Source organism: Sphingobium sp. Cam5-1 (assembly GCF_015693305.1).
Classification (GTDB): Bacteria; Pseudomonadota; Alphaproteobacteria; order Sphingomonadales; family Sphingomonadaceae; genus Sphingobium.
Genome location: NZ_CP065142.1, coordinates 21,597 through 37,281 on the forward strand (window position 1 = coordinate 21,597; position 15,685 = coordinate 37,281).

19 protein-coding genes and 2 pseudogenes are annotated in these 15,685 nt (G+C 63.2%); 8 read left to right on the top strand and 13 right to left on the bottom strand.

What is annotated here, in order from left to right:
• Window positions 1-27: 27 nt before the first annotated feature.
• The 4 genes from IZV00_RS20870 (at window position 28) to nhaA (ending at window position 3,140) form a co-directional block, all read left to right on the top strand.
• Window positions 28-651, top strand: a complete 624-nt coding sequence (locus IZV00_RS20870) for a peroxiredoxin (RefSeq protein WP_043060754.1) — start codon at window positions 28-30, stop codon at window positions 649-651.
• On the top strand, window positions 648-1,058 hold the full coding sequence (locus IZV00_RS20875) for an ArsR/SmtB family transcription factor (protein WP_043060753.1): 411 nt from the start codon (window positions 648-650) through the stop codon (window positions 1,056-1,058). Before IZV00_RS20870 ends, IZV00_RS20875 begins: the two co-directional genes overlap by 4 nt.
• 28 nt (window positions 1,059-1,086) lie before the next feature.
• On the top strand, window positions 1,087-1,632 hold the full coding sequence (locus IZV00_RS20880; protein WP_373284538.1) for a DsrE family protein: 546 nt from the start codon (window positions 1,087-1,089) through the stop codon (window positions 1,630-1,632).
• A 326-nt stretch (window positions 1,633-1,958) separates the two neighbouring features.
• The gene (gene nhaA, locus IZV00_RS20885; protein ID WP_043060751.1) at window positions 1,959-3,140 is read left to right on the top strand and encodes a Na+/H+ antiporter NhaA; all 1,182 of its coding nucleotides are present in this window, start codon (window positions 1,959-1,961) and stop codon (window positions 3,138-3,140) included.
• On the opposite strand, the gene IZV00_RS20890 is transcribed toward nhaA, so the two are convergent.
• The 11 genes and pseudogenes from IZV00_RS20890 to IZV00_RS20940 all read right to left on the bottom strand — a co-directional run.
• A complete protein-coding gene (locus IZV00_RS20890) occupies window positions 3,133-3,870 on the bottom strand; it encodes a sulfite exporter TauE/SafE family protein (protein ID WP_196227749.1) in 738 nt (245 codons plus the stop codon). The genes nhaA and IZV00_RS20890 overlap by 8 nt on opposite strands.
• Window positions 3,871-3,928: 58 nt before the next feature.
• On the bottom strand, window positions 3,929-4,645 hold the full coding sequence (locus tag IZV00_RS20895; RefSeq protein ID WP_196227750.1) for a sulfite exporter TauE/SafE family protein: 717 nt from the start codon (window positions 4,643-4,645) through the stop codon (window positions 3,929-3,931).
• A 37-nt stretch (window positions 4,646-4,682) separates the two neighbouring features.
• Window positions 4,683-4,940: a PepSY domain-containing protein gene (locus tag IZV00_RS20900; RefSeq protein ID WP_052814241.1), complete on the bottom strand. Its 258-nt coding sequence runs from the start codon at window positions 4,938-4,940 to the stop codon at window positions 4,683-4,685.
• Window positions 4,941-5,043: 103 nt separating this feature from the next.
• Window positions 5,044-5,436 (bottom strand): fluoride efflux transporter CrcB, encoded by a 393-nt coding sequence (gene crcB, locus IZV00_RS20905; protein ID WP_249042167.1) that lies wholly within the window; start codon window positions 5,434-5,436, stop codon window positions 5,044-5,046.
• A 49-nt stretch (window positions 5,437-5,485) separates the two neighbouring features.
• Window positions 5,486-6,298 (bottom strand): undecaprenyl-diphosphate phosphatase, encoded by an 813-nt coding sequence (locus IZV00_RS20910; protein ID WP_043060748.1) that lies wholly within the window; start codon window positions 6,296-6,298, stop codon window positions 5,486-5,488.
• On the bottom strand, window positions 6,295-7,590 hold the full coding sequence (gene eno, locus IZV00_RS20915; protein ID WP_043060770.1) for a phosphopyruvate hydratase: 1,296 nt from the start codon (window positions 7,588-7,590) through the stop codon (window positions 6,295-6,297). Before eno ends, IZV00_RS20910 begins: the two co-directional genes overlap by 4 nt.
• A 19-nt stretch (window positions 7,591-7,609) precedes the next feature.
• Window positions 7,610-8,239 (bottom strand): 2,3-bisphosphoglycerate-dependent phosphoglycerate mutase, encoded by a 630-nt coding sequence (locus IZV00_RS20920; RefSeq protein ID WP_076718498.1) that lies wholly within the window; start codon window positions 8,237-8,239, stop codon window positions 7,610-7,612.
• A gap of 3 nt (window positions 8,240-8,242) precedes the next feature.
• Window positions 8,243-9,061 (bottom strand): universal stress protein, encoded by an 819-nt coding sequence (locus tag IZV00_RS20925; protein WP_229664494.1) that lies wholly within the window; start codon window positions 9,059-9,061, stop codon window positions 8,243-8,245.
• A complete protein-coding gene (locus tag IZV00_RS20930; RefSeq protein WP_196227751.1) occupies window positions 9,058-9,876 on the bottom strand; it encodes an ABC transporter ATP-binding protein in 819 nt (272 codons plus the stop codon). The genes IZV00_RS20925 and IZV00_RS20930 overlap by 4 nt, the downstream gene beginning before the upstream one ends.
• Complete coding sequence (locus IZV00_RS20935) at window positions 9,873-10,085, bottom strand: hypothetical protein (protein WP_043060745.1); 213 nt, start codon at window positions 10,083-10,085, stop codon at window positions 9,873-9,875. The genes IZV00_RS20930 and IZV00_RS20935 overlap by 4 nt, the downstream gene beginning before the upstream one ends.
• Window positions 10,082-10,378, bottom strand: a pseudogene (locus tag IZV00_RS20940) (histidine phosphatase family protein); the annotation flags it as partial. The pseudogene IZV00_RS20940 and the gene IZV00_RS20935, both read right to left, overlap by 4 nt.
• Before the next feature lie 15 nt (window positions 10,379-10,393).
• Here IZV00_RS20940 and IZV00_RS20945 point away from each other — a divergent pair.
• From IZV00_RS20945 to IZV00_RS20955, 3 genes and pseudogenes are all read left to right on the top strand, one after another.
• Window positions 10,394-11,158: an IS6-like element IS6100 family transposase gene (locus IZV00_RS20945; protein WP_001389365.1), complete on the top strand. Its 765-nt coding sequence runs from the start codon at window positions 10,394-10,396 to the stop codon at window positions 11,156-11,158.
• A gap of 53 nt (window positions 11,159-11,211) precedes the next feature.
• A pseudogene (locus IZV00_RS20950) lies at window positions 11,212-11,469 on the top strand (recombinase family protein); the annotation flags it as partial.
• Window positions 11,466-12,251, top strand: a complete 786-nt coding sequence (locus IZV00_RS20955; protein ID WP_196227729.1) for an SDR family NAD(P)-dependent oxidoreductase — start codon at window positions 11,466-11,468, stop codon at window positions 12,249-12,251. The pseudogene IZV00_RS20950 and the gene IZV00_RS20955, both read left to right, overlap by 4 nt.
• An 89-nt stretch (window positions 12,252-12,340) precedes the next feature.
• On the opposite strand, the gene IZV00_RS20960 is transcribed toward IZV00_RS20955, so the two are convergent.
• A complete protein-coding gene (locus IZV00_RS20960) occupies window positions 12,341-13,453 on the bottom strand; it encodes a tyrosine-type recombinase/integrase (protein ID WP_230463543.1) in 1,113 nt (370 codons plus the stop codon).
• A gap of 114 nt (window positions 13,454-13,567) precedes the next feature.
• Between IZV00_RS20960 and IZV00_RS20965 the strand changes: the two genes are divergently transcribed.
• Complete coding sequence (locus IZV00_RS20965; protein WP_196227730.1) at window positions 13,568-14,593, top strand: hypothetical protein; 1,026 nt, start codon at window positions 13,568-13,570, stop codon at window positions 14,591-14,593.
• Window positions 14,594-14,654: 61 nt separating this feature from the next.
• On the opposite strand, the gene IZV00_RS20970 is transcribed toward IZV00_RS20965, so the two are convergent.
• A complete protein-coding gene (locus IZV00_RS20970; protein ID WP_092960248.1) occupies window positions 14,655-15,671 on the bottom strand; it encodes a ParB/RepB/Spo0J family partition protein in 1,017 nt (338 codons plus the stop codon).
• Window positions 15,672-15,685 lie beyond the last annotated feature (14 nt).

The following is a 15,685-nucleotide window of genomic DNA, read 5'->3' on the forward strand; positions in this document are numbered from 1 at the left end:
ACGGGCTGCCCGTGCCATCTGAAAAGCATGGAAACGATGGATGCAGACGTACCGCGCTCGTTGCGCATCGGGGACGCGGCCCCGAATTTCATTGCCCGCACGACGCAGGGCGAGATGTCGCTCGATCAGTATCGTGGTCGTTGGGTCGTGTTCTTTTCGCACCCGGCTGATTTCACGCCGGTCTGCACCAGCGAGTTCGTGGCCTTGGCGAAGGCCGCACCGCAATTCGAGGAGCTGGATTGCGTCCTGCTCGGGTTGTCGGTCGACAGCCTGTATTCGCACGTCGCCTGGTTGCGCGCGATCAAGGATGTCTTCGGTGTAGAGGTGCCGTTCCCGGTCGTCGAAGACCCGTCGATGGCGGTGGGTTACGCCTACGGCATGCTCGACGAACAGGCCGGCGACGCCTCAGCCGTCCGCGCGACTTATTTCATCGATCCCGAAGGCATTATCCGTGCGCTCAACTGGTATCCGATGAACGTCGGGCGATCCGTCGACGAGATGCTCCGCACAGTCAGGGCATTGCAGCGTTCGGCCGATGGGCAAGCCTATACGCCGGCCGACTGGCAGCCGGGTGATGATGTCCTGCTGCCGCCTGCCTTGCCGGGTAGCGCCGGTGACGACTGGTTTCATCAGTTAAAGGCCGATCGATGACAGCGATCCATCAATCCCGCGCGATCGCCGATGCGGCGGTCGAAAAGCTGCGCGTGTTCGCCCAGCCTCAGCGCCTCATGATCCTGTCCTATCTGCTCGGCGGTGAGCGTCAGGTTGCGGACATAGAGGCTGCTACCGGCGTGACCCAACCGGCCCTCAGCCAGCAGCTTGCCGAGCTGCGCCGCGCCGATCTGGTGAAGACAAGACGTGAAGCCAAGCAGGTTCACTACCGGCTTGCCGATGACGCAGCTGCACTGTGCGTGCGCACGCTGGAAGCGATGTTCGGCGCTGACGATACAGCCGTGGAGGAAGCAGCTCCCGCTCCCCGTCCGGCGCGAGCGCGCGGGGCGTCGGTTGCCGCGCGGCCGCGAAACATGGGCGCGGCCGTGTTTGCGAGGGTCGGATGATCATTCCGGTTGTGGAAGGAAAAATGAGATGCGGCTTCCCGTTATCGCAGTTGCAGGATGCCTTGCCGTCATGAGCAGTGCCGGGTCAGCGGGAGGCACCGCTCAACAGCCCGTGATTGCCGGCTATGGCAAGATCACGCCGGTAGAAGGCGCGGTTGAGCGGCCGGACCGCTCCCTGCGCTATCGGGTACTGTTCAGCGTGACGAAGGCGGCGTCATCCCCCGACAAGGTCAATCCCTCGCTGGAGAAGGTCGCGCGCTTTCTGAATCTGCTCGGCGCGGACAACGTGCGGCCAGCACAGGGAGATGTGGTCGTGATCGTCCACGGCCCGGCGACACCGATTATTGCTGAAAATGGGGCGTATGCGACGAAAACCGGCGCTGCCACGAACCCTAATCTTGCCCTGATAGCGGCGTTGAAACGAGCAGGCGTGTCCGTTCGGGTGTGCAGCCAGGCTCTGGTCGGGAACGGGATTGCCCCTGCTGAGGTCGACAAGGTCGTCGAAGTCGATGTGTCGGCGCTTACGACGATGGCGACGTTGCAGATACGCGGTTGGGCATTGATCCCGGACTGATCGCTTTCACACTGTCCCGAAGCGCGATCGATTCCGAGAACGTCCCCTCGTCTCGTTGGCCGTTCCTTGGTGGGACGAGCGATAAGACCTCGGATACCGATCGGATGTCGACCGCCTGTTTGATGATAGCGGCCGCTGCAGCTCTCATGGGCCTGCTTGGATCGTTTCAATTGTACGATGGGCTCACGGCACGACATGACGTTGCCCTGATGATGTGACGATGCGATAGCTCTCCCCGGGTGTTCGCCGCCATATTCGGAGGTGGGCAGGTTCTTACGCTGGTCGGGCCGCCAGCGTCCGAATTCTCACGTCCGGATACCCTGTTGATGAGCCATGCCCAATCGCACCCCAGTGCGATCCGCCGTTTTCTCGAAGCACAGTCATCAGCCGGACTGGTTCTCATGGCCGCCGCGGTGGTTGCGCTCATCATCGCCAACTCGCCTCTCGGACCGGGTTATGCAGCGATGCTGCACGCCTATGTCGGGCCGCTGTCGCTCGAACACTGGATCAATGACGGTCTGATGGCGGTGTTCTTCCTGCTCGTCGGGCTGGAGATCAAGCGCGAGGTAGTAGACGGCCAGCTCTCGACATGGCCGCGGCGCGTCCTGCCGGGCATCGCAGCCGCCGGCGGCATGATCGTGCCCGCTCTTATCTATCTCGCATTCAATGCCGGACCGACCGCGGCCGGATGGGCGATCCCCGCGGCGACCGATATCGCCTTCGCGCTGGGCGTCATCGCACTGCTCGGTAATCGCGTGCCTGCATCGTTGCGCGTGTTTCTCGCGGCGCTGGCGATCATCGACGATCTCGGCGCGGTGCTCATCATCGCGCTGTTCTACACGGCCGACCTCTCGTTGCCTGCACTAGCGGGGGCGGGAGCGGCGCTCGCGGTTTTGATCGGGTTCAACCTGTTCAAGGTACGACGCCTGTCGCCCTATCTTCTCGTGGGCATCGTTCTTTGGGTACTGGTTCTGCGCTCGGGCATCCACGCGACGCTCGCCGGTGTCATGCTGGCCTTCACCATACCGATGGAGCGCACTCCCGGTCGATCCGACCATGCCTGCGTCAGCCCGCTGCATCGACTGGAACATGCCCTGCATCTGCCGGTGAGCTTTCTGATCGTTCCCGTCTTCGGGCTGGCGAATGCCGCGGTGCCGGTGCTGGGGCTCCCGCCGAGCGCGCTGGTCGCGCCCGTCACGCTCGGCGTCGCGGCAGGATTGCTGCTCGGCAAGGTCGGAGGCGTCTTCGGCTTTGCGTCGATCGCGGTCAGGCTGGGGCTGGCCGACAGGCCCGCACATGCGGGGCGGCTTCAGATGCTCGGGGTAGCGCTCCTGTGCGGCATCGGGTTCACGATGAGCATCTTCATCACGCTGCTCGCCTTTCCGAGCAGTCCCCTCCTCCAGGCGGAGGCCAAGATCGGTGTTCTTGCCGGCTCGCTGATTTCCGGTCTGCTCGGCTATTTCACACTGCGATGGGCCAAGCGTGATTCCGGGGGCAACGTCAGGTGAGCGCCAGTTTCCCGGCTGCGATCAGAAGGACAGCGCCGAGCGCCTGAAGCAGGCGCCGGGAATCGAGCTTCGACACACCGAGCCGGGTGCCGATCAGCGCGCCGAGAAAGACGGCCACGACAAAGATCGGCAACTCGCGCGGCAACCGGCCGACCGACGTGAGGTTGTCAAGCAACCCGGCGATCGAGACGCACAGGATGAAGGCGGCCGACAGTCCCGACGTGCGGCGCGGCGTCTCCCAGCCCAGGAGCAGCACGAGCGGACTGAGGAATATGCCGCCCCCTGTCCCGGTCAGCCCAGACAGCGCGCCGATGCCCGCTCCGGAGAGGATCGCGATTCCATGGCGAGGCGGCACCGGTTCCGGCGCTTCATGCTTCGACGGCCACAACAGGCGGATCGCGGCAAGCAGCAGCACGGCCGCGACGATCGGGCGGTAGATGTACCCCGGCAGATGGAGTTGCCCTGCCAGATAGGCGGCCGGGATCGCGCCGATCACGAACGGCAGCAGCAGCCTTGCATTGAATTGCCCGGCGCGCACGAAGCGCCAGGTCGTGAAACTTGCGACGAGAATGTTGAGGATCAGCGCGGTCGGGCGCATCGTCTCGGCGGGCAGCGAGAACAGCGCCATGATCGCCAGATAGGCCGATGCGCCGGCATGGCCGACCGAGGTGTAGAGTGCCGCACCCGCCATCATCAGAAGGGCGAGCAGCAGTACGGTGGAGGCATCCATCGCACGGACTTTCGGATAAGCAGTGACGGGATACGGCTATTGCGCCGATCCCCTATTGTCAGCCCATGACGATCATCTGCACCGCGATCAGTGCGAGCAGGACCATCACGAATTGGCGAAAGCGGTCGACGGGCAGTCGCTTGATAAGCGAGCGCCCGGCCCAGGTGCCGGCGATCATCGCGAGGCCCATCGCAATCGCAAGGGGCCAGAAAGCCGGTCCAAGATCGATCGTCGCGCCATAAACGATGGTCTTGGCACCGTGCATGGCAATGGCCGCAGTCGCATCGCTCGCAACATAGGCGAGCGGGGGCAGGCCGAGGCTGAGGAAGACCGCGGCGCCGAGCGGTCCGGCACTGCCCACAAGGCCGGATAGCAGGCCGGTAATGCCACCCCCGACGACCAGAACCCGGCGCGATGGCTTGAACGCGATCATACCCGTCGCCTTGAGAACGACGAGCAACAGGATCGCTCCACCGACCAGGCGAGTGACGAGGCTGGTCGGAAGTGATGCGAAGGACAATGCCCCCAGCATCGACAGCGGAATGGCCGCCGCGAGAAACAGCAAGACCGGGCGCCAGCGTATCTGCTGCCAGTTCATGACGGCACGGGCACCGTTACCGATGATCTGGATGATCGTCAGCAGCGGCACTGCTTCGGTCACGCCGACGACTTGGTTGAGGAGCGGCAGGAGCAACAATGCGCCTCCGAAGCCCGCAGACCCCGAGATTGCGGCTGCAACGAACGCACCCAGGACGAGTAGCAAATAGTCAGTCATGCGGCGCCCGGCCTGCCGGCGCGAGCGCCGGGCATGGTCAGTCGTTGTCCTCGCGCTCGCGCGAAATGATCTTGTAGTCCGCTGACAGCTTCAGATCGTACACGCCGTCCTTGCAACGGGCGTTGTCCACCTCGAATCCACCGTCGTCACGCTCGACCTTCGTCGGATTGGTGCAGCCAGCGGCGCGGATTGCCTTCATCACCGATGCGCGCTGCGCCTTGGTGGGCATGTCATTATCGGCAAAAGCAGGCGTCGCCAACGCGATCGCGACCGTTGCCGCAAGCAGCATCTTCATGAAAATTCTCCCGTTGCAGTTCCGGGCAAACGTCATTCTTTCGAGAGCGTTCCTGATCGATATCAGTATCGGTCAACACCGTGCGTTGGTGCAGCTGTTCGCATCATCCCCAGCGCCGCGCGGCGAGAAGGGCGATTGCCAGGACCGTCAACGACAGCACGATGCTGGCAGCGGCATAAGCAATGGCAGAGCCGATCTCGCCGCGTTCCCATAACGTCACGATATCCAGCGAGAAGGTCGACCATGTCGTAAAGCCGCCGATCAGTCCGGTCGTCACGAACAGCCGCAGTTCGGGATCGTTGATGCTCCTTGCCGCGAACAGGCCGATCATCAGGCCCATCAACGCCGAGCCGACGACGTTGATGACGAGCGTACCCCAGGGAAAGTTCGCACCCGTGAAACGCAGGGCAAGCAGACCAACCCCGTGGCGCAGCATTCCGCCGATGCCCGAGCCAAGGAACACGACCAGGAAACCTGTCCAAAGAGGCATTGTCATTCCGTTGCTTGCAGAGTGGCAAAGAAGCCGACGGAAGGCAGCGCGTCGGTCAGCCCGAGGCGAGCAACCCGGCGACCACGAAGCCGAAGACGATCCGATACCACCCGAACGGCTCGAAACCGTGCCGACCGACGTAGCGGACGAGCCATCTTACGACCGCCATCGCGACGACGAACGACACCACCAGCCCGACACCGATCGCCATCACGTCATCGACCCCGATGATGTCGCGGTTCTTATAGAGATCGAGCGTAGCGGCGCCGAACATGGTCGGGATCGCCAGGAAGAACGAGAATTCCGTGGCCGCTCGACGCTCGACACCCAACGCAACGCCGCCCATGATGGTCGCGCCGGAGCGAGACACGCCGGGGATGAGCGAGAGAAGCTGGCAAAGCCCGATCCCGAGCGCGAGCGATGGCGACAGGTGTTCGACGTCGCCGGCAACGACCGCACGGCGCTTGGCCCACCGTTCGATCACGATGATCGCAATCCCGCCTGCAACAAGGCTGACGACCACGACATAGGGCGAAAACAGCACCTGTTTGATGAAGTCGTGTGCCAGTCCGCCGACGATGACGGACGGAATGAAGGCGATGAGGACGTTGCGCGAAAAGCGTCGTGCGCCGGCATCGCCCTTCAATCCGGTCACCACCAACCACAGCTTTGCGCGATAGAGCCAGCAGACTGCCAGAATCGCGCCGACTTGGATGACGACATCGACGATGCCCGCTTGCCGTCCCTCATAGCCGATCAGACGCTCGGTGAGGATGAGGTGGCCCGTCGAGGAGACGGGAATGAACTCGGTCAGGCCCTCGACAATGCCGAGGACGACGGGTGCGACCAATGCGGTAGGATCGATCATGCCCGCCTCTCGACGTAACGGGCAAACGGAGCCGCCATGCGGGCACGATCGCCCAGCTCCGCCTCGATCGCGATGAGGCGGTTATATTTGGCAAGCCGCTCGCCGCGACACGGGGCGCCCGACTTAATCTGGCCTGCACCCATCGCGACCGCAAAGTCGGCGATGAAGTCGTCTGCGGTTTCACCGGAGCGATGCGACACCATCGTCCCCCATCCCGCTTGCTGGCAGATGCGGACGGCCTCGATCGTCTCCGTCACCGTTCCGATCTGGTTCGGCTTGATGAGGGCGGCATTGGCAGCGTGTCGGGCGATGCCTTCACGGATGATGCGGGGGTTGGTGACGAACAGGTCGTCCCCGACGATCTGTATCCGATCGCCCTGGTCGGCGGTCTGATCGATGAACCCGGCCCAGTCTTCCTCGCCAAAGCCGTCTTCGATCGAGACGATCGGATAGGCATCGATCCAGCGCCCGTAGAGTGCGAGCAGTGCCGCCCGATCGAGCCGTCCGGTGCGCGACCGCGACAGGTGATAGCTCTCACCCTCGGCAAAGGACGATGCGGCGGGATCGAGCGCAATCGCGATATCGACCCCGGGGCGATACCCTGCACGTTCGATGGCTGCGACGATCAGCTCGCAGGCGGCCTCGTTGCTGTCGAGCCGAGGCGCGAAGCCACCCTCGTCACCCACCGAGGTCGCAAGCCCGCGGTCGTGCAACAGGCTACGCAGGGCGGCATAGGTTTCCGCACCGTAGCGCACGGCTTCCGCGAAACCCGGCGCACCGTGCGGCACGATCATGAATTCCTGGAAGTCCAGGCTGCTGTCGGCATGTTTGCCGCCGTTCAGGACGTTCATGCAGGGCACCGGCAGGAGATAGTCATCGGCGTCGTTCAGGCTCCGGTAGAGTGGTCGCCCTTGTGCCAGCGCGGAGGCGCGCGCGACGGCAATGGAAACGCCCAGGATGGCGTTGCCACCGAGCCGGCCCTTGGTGTCGGTGCCGTCGAGTGCGATCATCACATGATCGATGTCGGATTGCGCGCGGGCATCCAACCCCATGAGTGCATCTGCAATCTCGCCTTCGACATGAGCGGCAGCGCGCCGCACGCCCTTGCCGCCGTAACGGTTACGGTCGTCGTCGCGAAGTTCGACGGCTTCGTGCAGGCCGGTCGAAGCCCCGGACGGGACCGAGGCGGTTGCCGAGTTTCCGTCCGTCAGCGTCACCGTGACGGACAGGGTCGGATTGCCCCGGGAATCCAGGATTTCCAGGGCTTGGAGACGGGCGATCTGGCTGTCGATGGACATGGGAAATTTCCTGTCAGGAGATGATCGCGCGATCGAGGATCGCGGTCGTTGCGGCGAATTCGTAGAGGATGGCACCGGCGGTCGGGATGTCGAACGTCTCGACCCCGACCGCATCGATGCCGTCGAGCGCCATGGCGAGTGCGCGCAGGCTGTTGCCGTGCGCCACGACCAGCGTGGCGCCGCCTTGCATAATGGCAGGCAGCATGACGTGGATGTGGTAGGCGAGCACGCGCGCTGCCGTATCGCGCAGGCTCTCCCCGTCGGGCGGTGCATCGGCATAGGAGCGGCGCCAGCGCAGCACCTGTTCGACGCCGTACCGATCTGCGGCTTCCGCCTTGTTCAGCCCTGTCAGCGCGCCGTAATCGCGTTCGTTGAGAGCCAGGTTTGCGATGACGGGAACGTCCTGACTGCCGGTCACGGCCGTGACGATGGCAGTGGTGTCGGCGCACCTGCGTAGCGTCGACCGGAAGATGCGGGCGGGCCGAATGCCGCGGTCCAGCAACTGACGGGCAACGGCGTCGGCCTGTCCGCGCCCGTTTGCCGTCAATGCGGGATCGGCCGATCCGGTAAAGCGATTGGCGGCGTTGGCTTCGCTTTCTCCATGTCGAAGCAGGATCAGGCGCGCATGGGCAGCTCCGTTCATCGTTCAATGGGCCATCAGCAACGGGATTTCGGCTGCGGCGAGCAGATGCCGCGTGGTGCCGCCCATGAACCATTCGACGAGCTGGTTGTGCCGGTAGGCGCCGGTCACCAGTAGATCGGCTCCGACAGCCTTGGCTTCCGCGACGAGCTGCGCACCCAGATTGTCACCCTGTCGGGGGACGACATGAAGTTCGTGCGTCACGCACAGTTCGTCGAGCAGCGCCTCGAGCTTCAGCGCCGGATCGCCATCCTCGCCGATGCGGATCGCGGTGACCCGGCTTGCCACCCGCAACCATGGTGCCGCCTCCCTGATCGCATGGCGGGCCGTATCGCTGTCGCTGAGACCGACAGCCATATGGCTGAATGCGGTGACGGCACCGGGCTGCCAGTGCGGTGGTACGATCAGGACCGGTTTGTCGGTGGAAAAGAGGGCTGCGTGAATGGCATCGCCACTGTCCATGCTCTGTTCGCGCGCGACCACGATCAGCGCATCGACGTTCGCGGCCTCGCTCGTAACGACGGCTTCTTCCGTGCCGACGACCGACCGCCAGAATACCCGTGGCGTGTCCTCGCCTGCCCCGGCGTTCCACGCGACGAAGGCGGCATGGGCCGCATCGGCACGCTCCTGCGCGGTCCCTTCATCACGTTCGCGCATGCGCTGGAACTGGATTTCCTCATCGCTGGAGGCGTGAATCCTATCGGGATCGACGACGACGTTGAGTGCTTCGATCGAAGCGTCGCCCAATGCTTTTGCGGCAAGAACCGCCGCATCCAGACAGGCAGGCGCGCTGTCCGCGCCCACGATGACAGCAAGCAGCTTCATGACATGATCTCCTGTGGCGAGGGATGAACGACTTTTGGATCAGCTATGCGCCCGGCCCGCGTCCGTGTGCCCAGCAGATAGTTGCGGAGCCACGGGTCCTGGCTGTGCTCCAGCTCACGGACGGGGGCGACGGCAAGGATCGTGCGATCCGACAGAACCGCGACACGGTCGCAGATGGTGTAGAGGGTATCGAGGTCGTGGGTCACGACCACCACGCTCAGGCCTAGTTCGCTTGCCAGACCACCGATCAGGGCATCGATCTGTGCTGCCATGATCGGATCGAGACCGGCAGTCGGTTCGTCGAGGAGGATGAGATCCGGGTCGCGCACGATCGCCCGCGCCACCCCCACACGCTTTTGCAACCCGCCGGAAAGCTCGGACGGGAACTTCCACAGCGCATCCTCGGGAAGTCCCGATGCGAGCGCCTTCATTCTTGCGACCGACAGGATCAGCTCTTCCGGCAAACCGTGATGTTCGCGCAGCGGCATCGCGATGTTGTCCACAACGCTGAAATCGGAAAACAGTGCGTTGGCTTGAAAGAGCACGCCCCAGCGCTGTTTGATCGCGGCCAGCGTCCGGTCGTCAGCCTGGTACAGATCGTCTCCGAACAGCCTGACGGTGCCCGCTTTCGGTGGCAGCAGGCCGATAATGCATCGAAGCAGAACCGATTTTCCCGATCCCGACGCGCCGACCAAGCCAAGAACCTCGCCACGCTTCATGACGAGGTCCACACCGTCGTGGATGATCCGGCCGCTCAGTTCGGTCACAACGCCCTCAAGAATGAGCGGAGAGGCATCGTCATGCGTGTTCGTCATGACCGGCCCACCCACCAACCGAACAGGCCGGTGACCGTCAGGAGGACGACCGTCGCCACCGCCCCGCTTCGCAGGGCCTCACGGGCTGCCCGCCCCTTGGGAAGCCGGTGCTGGCTATATTCGGCGTAAGTGATGATGCCGGCGCTGATCCCGCCCAGCGGTGCGAAGATGCCCCCTATCGCCCATGCGAGGAGGGCAGTCCGGTTCATGCCAGATTCCATCCGCGAATGACCCGCTCGGCATCATTGTGCTCGTAACCGAGAATGCTGATGCTGGCGGTGTCGAGGATGAAGAGCGCACCGGCCGCGGCGGGAAGCCCCAGCCAGCGCGCAGCCAGCACCCGCAGGATATGGGCGCTGGAAAAGATCAGGATGTCGGACGTGGAGGCCCGCAGGCGTTCGACGACGCGATCCGCCCGCGCCGTGATGTCGTCAGGTGTTTCACCTTGCGGGCAGCGGCTCTGTTGCAAAAATCGTGAAGCTTGAGCATGCTTGGCGGAGATTGGACGGACGGAACGATGACGGATTTCAAGTGGCGCCATTTCCAGGGTGATGTGATCCTGTGGGCGGTGCGCTGGTATTGTCGCTATCCGATCAGCTATCGCGACCTTGAGGAAATGCTGGCGGAACGCGGCATTTCGGTCGACCATACGACGATCTATCGCTGGGTCCAGTGCTACGCCCCGGAGATGGAGAAGCGGCTGCGCTGGTTCTGGCGGCGTGGCTTTGATCCGAGCTGGCGCCTGGATGAAACCTACGTCAAGGTGCGGGGCAAGTGGACCTACCTGTACCGGGCAGTCGACAAGCGGGGCGACACGATCGATTTCTACCTGTCGCCGACCCGCAGCGCCAAGGCAGCGAAGCGGTTCCTGGGCAAGGCCCTGCGAGGCCTGAAGCACTGGGAAAAGCCTGCCACGCTCAATACCGACAAAGCGCCGAGCTATGGTGCAGCGATCACCGAATTGAAGCGCGAAGGAAAGCTGGACCGGGAGACGGCCCACCGGCAGGTGAAGTATCTCAATAACGTGATCGAGGCCGATCACGGAAAGCTCAAGATACTGATCAAGCCGGTGCGCGGTTTCAAATCGATCCCCACGGCCTATGCCACGATCAAGGGATTCGAAGTCATGCGAGCCCTGCGCAAAGGACAGGCTCGCCCCTGGTGCCTGCAGCCCGGCATCAGGGGCGAGGTGCGCCTTGTGGAGAGAGCTTTTGGCATTGGGCCCTCGGCGCTGACGGAGGCCATGGGCATGCTCAACCACCATTTCGCAGCAGCCGCCTGATCGGCGCAGAGCGACAGCCTACCTCTGACTGCCGCCAATCTTTGCAACAGAGCCCTTCGGGCGGCATGCTGGTGTTCAACATCTTCGGCTCGCTGGCCCAATTCGAGCGTGACCTGATCCGTGAACGCACTCATGCCGGCCTCAAGGCCGCACGCGAGCGGGGCAACAAGGGTGGTCGCCGGCCTGTCGTTACCCCCGACAAACTACGTAAAGCGCGGGCGCATATCGCAGCGGGCCTCACTGTTCGTGAGGCGGCGGCCCGGCTCAAGATCGGCAAAACCGCCCTATACAAGGCTCTGGAAAACGCGTGAAACCGCTGGCGATCAAGAACTCGTGGGTGCTGGTCACAGGGGCTTCGACCGGTTTGGGCAGAGCGTCCGCCCTCCGCTTGGCGGCATCGTACCAGGCCAAGCCCCTGATTGTTGGACGAAGGCTCGACAACTTGCGGGAGCTACAGACCGAAATTGACGAGCGGTTCAATGTGCCGTGCGAGATTATAGTGGCTGATCAACGTGAAATCGAGGGCAGGGAGAAAATCGCGGCTAAGGTTGCAGAATTGCAAGTAACAGCCGCTTTGTTGGTTGCCGGAATGACGAGCGTTGGTTCATTTGATGCAGGCCGTGCCGACACTTATGCCGAGGTAATTGAAACAAACATACTCGGTTTCACGGATTTGCTGGCTCGCCTGATTGCGATTTTCAGGGAGCAGCCGTTTGAATCCTCAGTAATCGCCGTGTCGAGCCTGGCGGGCGAAACATCCGTGCCCTTCCAAGCGGTCTACGGCGCGTCGAAAGCCTATGTGAGCACCCTCATGCGAGCGCTTTCCGTGGAGCTTGCCGGGACGGGAGTGGGTGTTGGGTCTTTTGCACCCGGTGGAATCGACACAGACATGGCTGCCCTCAGCGATTTGAAGTGGGGGAGGTTGGGTTTGATGGACGTTGACCGGTGCGCGGCCCATGCAGTCCACGCTCTGGTTTATCGGCAATCCTTCGCCATACCGGGGATGGGCAACCAGCTCACATATTTGGCGAGCAGGGTTCTACCTCGATCGTTGGTCAATCGGATTGCCGCCCTCCCATATCGGCGCCCGTAGGGCGGCACCACATAAAAGGGGCAGGAAAGCCTGCGAATAGCATCTGCTGGCATCGTACCGGATTTGTTCGCCCTTAGCGTGCAGATACGTCACTTTCGTGTAGTCACCCCCTTAAGCAGGCGGACTAAATCGTCGGCGGTGAGATCGGGCAACGCGCCACGGTCAAACGCGCGTTGGATCATCGCGCGGTAGATCGGGCCGACCGAAGCAGGATGGAGAGCGCCCTCCCCCACATCATACTCGACCCGGGCTGGCACCGCGGGCTTGGGCAAGGTTTTGCGCAGATCCCACGCCTCGCGACTTGAGATGCTGTCGATACGGCGGCCCTTCACCGCCGGGCGCGCCTTGTAGCGCCGGACCTGCACGCGCCGGAACAGAGGCCCATGTTCGATCCCCGCGGCATCGCGCCATGCCGCGATCGCCGATACGGTGCGCGGGCTGAGATAGGCGGTCGCCCCCTCCCCTTCCTGGTCGCCCTTGTGGCGCAGGATCTGCAGCAGGCGCGCAGCAGGATCGATTGCCTCTTCGATATGCTCGATCGCGACCGCCACGAGCTCCGAGGCGCGCAGGCCGGTGTCGTAAGCAGTGGAGAGAAGGGCGCGGTCCCTGAGACCCGTCAAATTGTCGCCACAGGCCTCCAGGAGCGCCCTGATGTTGAGGCCGCGGGGTTTGTCCCGCTCGACGTCCTTGACCGGCCCCTTGAAGCGCAGCGGCCGCGCCTGGGCCTGCGCCGTCCCCTTCTCCCGCCGGATCGCGCGCAGCCGCAGCTTGACCAGCTCGGCCTGGGTCGGGTCCTTGAGGTCGAGTAGCTGATGGATCTTGGCGATCGACGCCTTGTAGCGGCCGAGCGAGGCGGGCTTGGCCCCCTGCCCCGCGCGCGCGTCGAGATAGTCGGCGACGAGCTCGGGCGTCGCCGGCAACGCGATCCGGTTCGTTCGGCGACACCACAGATCAAACGCCTCGAGGTCGGATTTGAGCGCGCGGACCGAGTGCGGTGAGCTCGCAGCCTGATAGGCGGCGATCAGCGCCTCGTTGATGACGATGCGCTCGCCGGCGCGCATCTGCGTCGCGGTCCAGGCGATCTCGGGGATCGTAGCGGCCGACACGGTGACATGCGCACCGGCCTGAAGGGCAAAATCGCCGCTTTCAGGACTTTCCTGCTCGTCTGTCCCGCTCGCCTCCATCGCCTCCTCGTAGCGCACCTTATAAAGAGGCGTCAAATATGGACATGTGATAACTGCAATTATCGTATGTCCGTATTTAAGGAACAACAGCACGGTAGACGGTAGGGCTACTTTAGGGATATGTTTAACGCCATGCCTGCTGCCATCCCAGACCTCTCAGAGCCAATCTGGACTTCCAGGCTCGTCGCCCGTCTGGAACGGGCGGCAGCGGCGATAGGCCGCCTCGATGCCCGTGTTTCTGCCAGTCCTGCCGCAGCGCCATGGCAGCGACGCGCCACCTGGACCGGCTATACCACGGCGCTGCAGGTGCAGGGCGCCGAGATTGACGAAATTGATATTTTCGGTCGGGAATGCGCCGTCAATCTGCCCGGCCGCCCGCCGATCCCGACCAATCTGGACGATCGTGATGCGCTTTCGATTTGGCAGCGGCAATTGGCCCAGCGCAAATCCCGTTATTGGCGAGACGAGTTCGCGATCTCAACGGACGTCCCAGAAGATTGGAGCCAGCGGCCAGCCCTCCTCCGCGCGCTTGAGATTACGGCCCGGCGCTCCCGCGCAGACAGCACGATCACGCCGTGGCTTGCCGTCCCTGGGCTCCTGCGATCGATGAAGATAACCCAGGCCGTGCTGCCGTGCCTGACCATTGGCGACAAGGCGCTTCGCCTCTCGCCGCGCGACACGCAGGCCATCGTCCTGCGCAACCTCCGGTCGCTTACCGATCGGGCGGAAGAGGGGCTGGTGAGGCTCCAGGCGCTCGAGGAAGACCGTTTACGCGCCGCCGCAGCCCTCCATGGCGCGCACCGTCCTGGCAAACTCCTGGATTTGCTCAGCCTTGTCCAGTTTGTCCCCGTCGTCAGTCCTCGGATGCTCGCCCGGCGATTGGACGTGACGATCTCTGGTGCCGGCAAGCTGCTTTCTCGCGCGGCAGAGCTAGACCTTCTAGTGGAAGTGAGCGGTCGTCAGGCCTGGCGGACCTATATGACGCGCGATCTGGCTATCGCCTTCGGGTTTGGTGTCCGTCCGGTAGGGCGTCCCCCTGCCCCGCCCCAGGCGCTCCCAGATTTTGTGCCCGCGCTCGCAGAGTTTGATCGTGAAATGGCCGAACTCGATTCGGTGCTAGCTGGCCTCGGTATCGATGTCTCGGCTCACCACCACTGATTGAGTCGCAGCGGGGCGTGACCGCTCGATGTCACGTCTCCCGTTCTTGCGTCGGCCCACTTCAGACCCAGTGGGCGTCAAGCACCTCGCGAATGGCTTTCTCGGCATCCTCACGAGAGGCCCCACCCCTATTGAGAATTGTCAGGCGAATTCCCTTGCGATCAGTGCCCTCGATGCGAAGCACGGCTTTCCCAGTCTCGCTCGATACAACCTGCGCCATTCCTGACTTCTTGGGGGATCCTGACCTTTTGGGGGCGTCGGCCGCCAGCGCCAATGCACGGACGATGTCAGGCACAGCAATGGGAGCGCCCTCCCCTCCCGATCGAACACTGAGCGCGGCCGCTTCAGCAAATACGCGTTGGCGACGATCGTCCGGCTTCAGCAATGGCTTAATCATTGTGACGTGCTTGATCCGCAAATCCTGCGGATTGGGAAAAGCGACCATCAATTCCGCCGGAAGGCGGGCGAGATCAAGATAGCGGCTCAGCCAGCTTTCTGTGACATTGATCCGCTCGGCCATGACCTTCTGCCGGCCCTCATAATAGGCATCAAGCGCACGGAGATAGTCGCGTGCCCGCTCCAGGTCGCTAAGGTCTTCGCGCGCCCTGTTCTCGATATCCGCGATGCGGAATGCTTCTTCATCCGACAGTTCACGGATGTCGACCAAGAACCGGAAGTCGGGGTAATTATGGTTACGCAGCCAGCTAATCGACCAGTGACGCCGAGCACCACAGATCACCTCGAAGTCAAAGTCTGGTTCGCCGCGCACCCGCCGGACAATTGCCGGCATTTCCTGGCGTCCTTGCGCCTTTATGCTCTCGATGAGATCGGCGCATCGCTCCTCGTTGAGGAGCGCATATTCCCGGTTATGCCCCGCCCACATTCGGCATCGAGCGGGATCGACCAGTTCATGCGTGCGGCTGACAACCGATCCCGCTGCCAATTCGGCCAAGCGGTTCTCTCTTCCAGTCAGTACATTCGAACCAAGGCCGGGACGACGCGGGGCGGGCGCACCATCTTCAGGCAGATTTATCCCGGCCGCCAAGTCAGCTGCGAAACTCGCATTCTTTCTGCTCATAATGCCGCCCCTCT

Excerpts from the sequence above, each read along its gene's own strand:
- IZV00_RS20945 (WP_001389365.1), top strand. The coding sequence starts at position 10,394 with ATGACGGATTTCAAGTGGCGCCATTTCCAGGGTGATGTGATCCTGTGG.
- IZV00_RS20900 (WP_052814241.1), bottom strand. The coding sequence starts at position 4,940 with ATGAAGATGCTGCTTGCGGCAACGGTCGCGATCGCGTTGGCGACGCCT.
- nhaA (WP_043060751.1), top strand. The coding sequence starts at position 1,959 with ATGAGCCATGCCCAATCGCACCCCAGTGCGATCCGCCGTTTTCTCGAA.
- IZV00_RS20910 (WP_043060748.1), bottom strand. The coding sequence starts at position 6,298 with ATGATCGATCCTACCGCATTGGTCGCACCCGTCGTCCTCGGCATTGTC.
- IZV00_RS20925 (WP_229664494.1), bottom strand. The coding sequence starts at position 9,061 with ATGAAGCTGCTTGCTGTCATCGTGGGCGCGGACAGCGCGCCTGCCTGT.
- IZV00_RS20930 (WP_196227751.1), bottom strand. The coding sequence starts at position 9,876 with ATGACGAACACGCATGACGATGCCTCTCCGCTCATTCTTGAGGGCGTT.
- IZV00_RS20970 (WP_092960248.1), bottom strand. The coding sequence starts at position 15,671 with ATGAGCAGAAAGAATGCGAGTTTCGCAGCTGACTTGGCGGCCGGGATA.
- IZV00_RS20895 (WP_196227750.1), bottom strand. The coding sequence starts at position 4,645 with ATGACTGACTATTTGCTACTCGTCCTGGGTGCGTTCGTTGCAGCCGCA.
- IZV00_RS20875 (WP_043060753.1), top strand. The coding sequence starts at position 648 with ATGACAGCGATCCATCAATCCCGCGCGATCGCCGATGCGGCGGTCGAA.
- IZV00_RS20935 (WP_043060745.1), bottom strand. The coding sequence starts at position 10,085 with ATGAACCGGACTGCCCTCCTCGCATGGGCGATAGGGGGCATCTTCGCA.
- IZV00_RS20965 (WP_196227730.1), top strand. The coding sequence starts at position 13,568 with ATGCCTGCTGCCATCCCAGACCTCTCAGAGCCAATCTGGACTTCCAGG.
- IZV00_RS20890 (WP_196227749.1), bottom strand. The coding sequence starts at position 3,870 with ATGGATGCCTCCACCGTACTGCTGCTCGCCCTTCTGATGATGGCGGGT.
- crcB (WP_249042167.1), bottom strand. The coding sequence starts at position 5,436 with ATGACAATGCCTCTTTGGACAGGTTTCCTGGTCGTGTTCCTTGGCTCG.
- IZV00_RS20880 (WP_373284538.1), top strand. The coding sequence starts at position 1,087 with ATGCGGCTTCCCGTTATCGCAGTTGCAGGATGCCTTGCCGTCATGAGC.
- IZV00_RS20870 (WP_043060754.1), top strand. The coding sequence starts at position 28 with ATGGAAACGATGGATGCAGACGTACCGCGCTCGTTGCGCATCGGGGAC.
- IZV00_RS20920 (WP_076718498.1), bottom strand. The coding sequence starts at position 8,239 with ATGAACGGAGCTGCCCATGCGCGCCTGATCCTGCTTCGACATGGAGAA.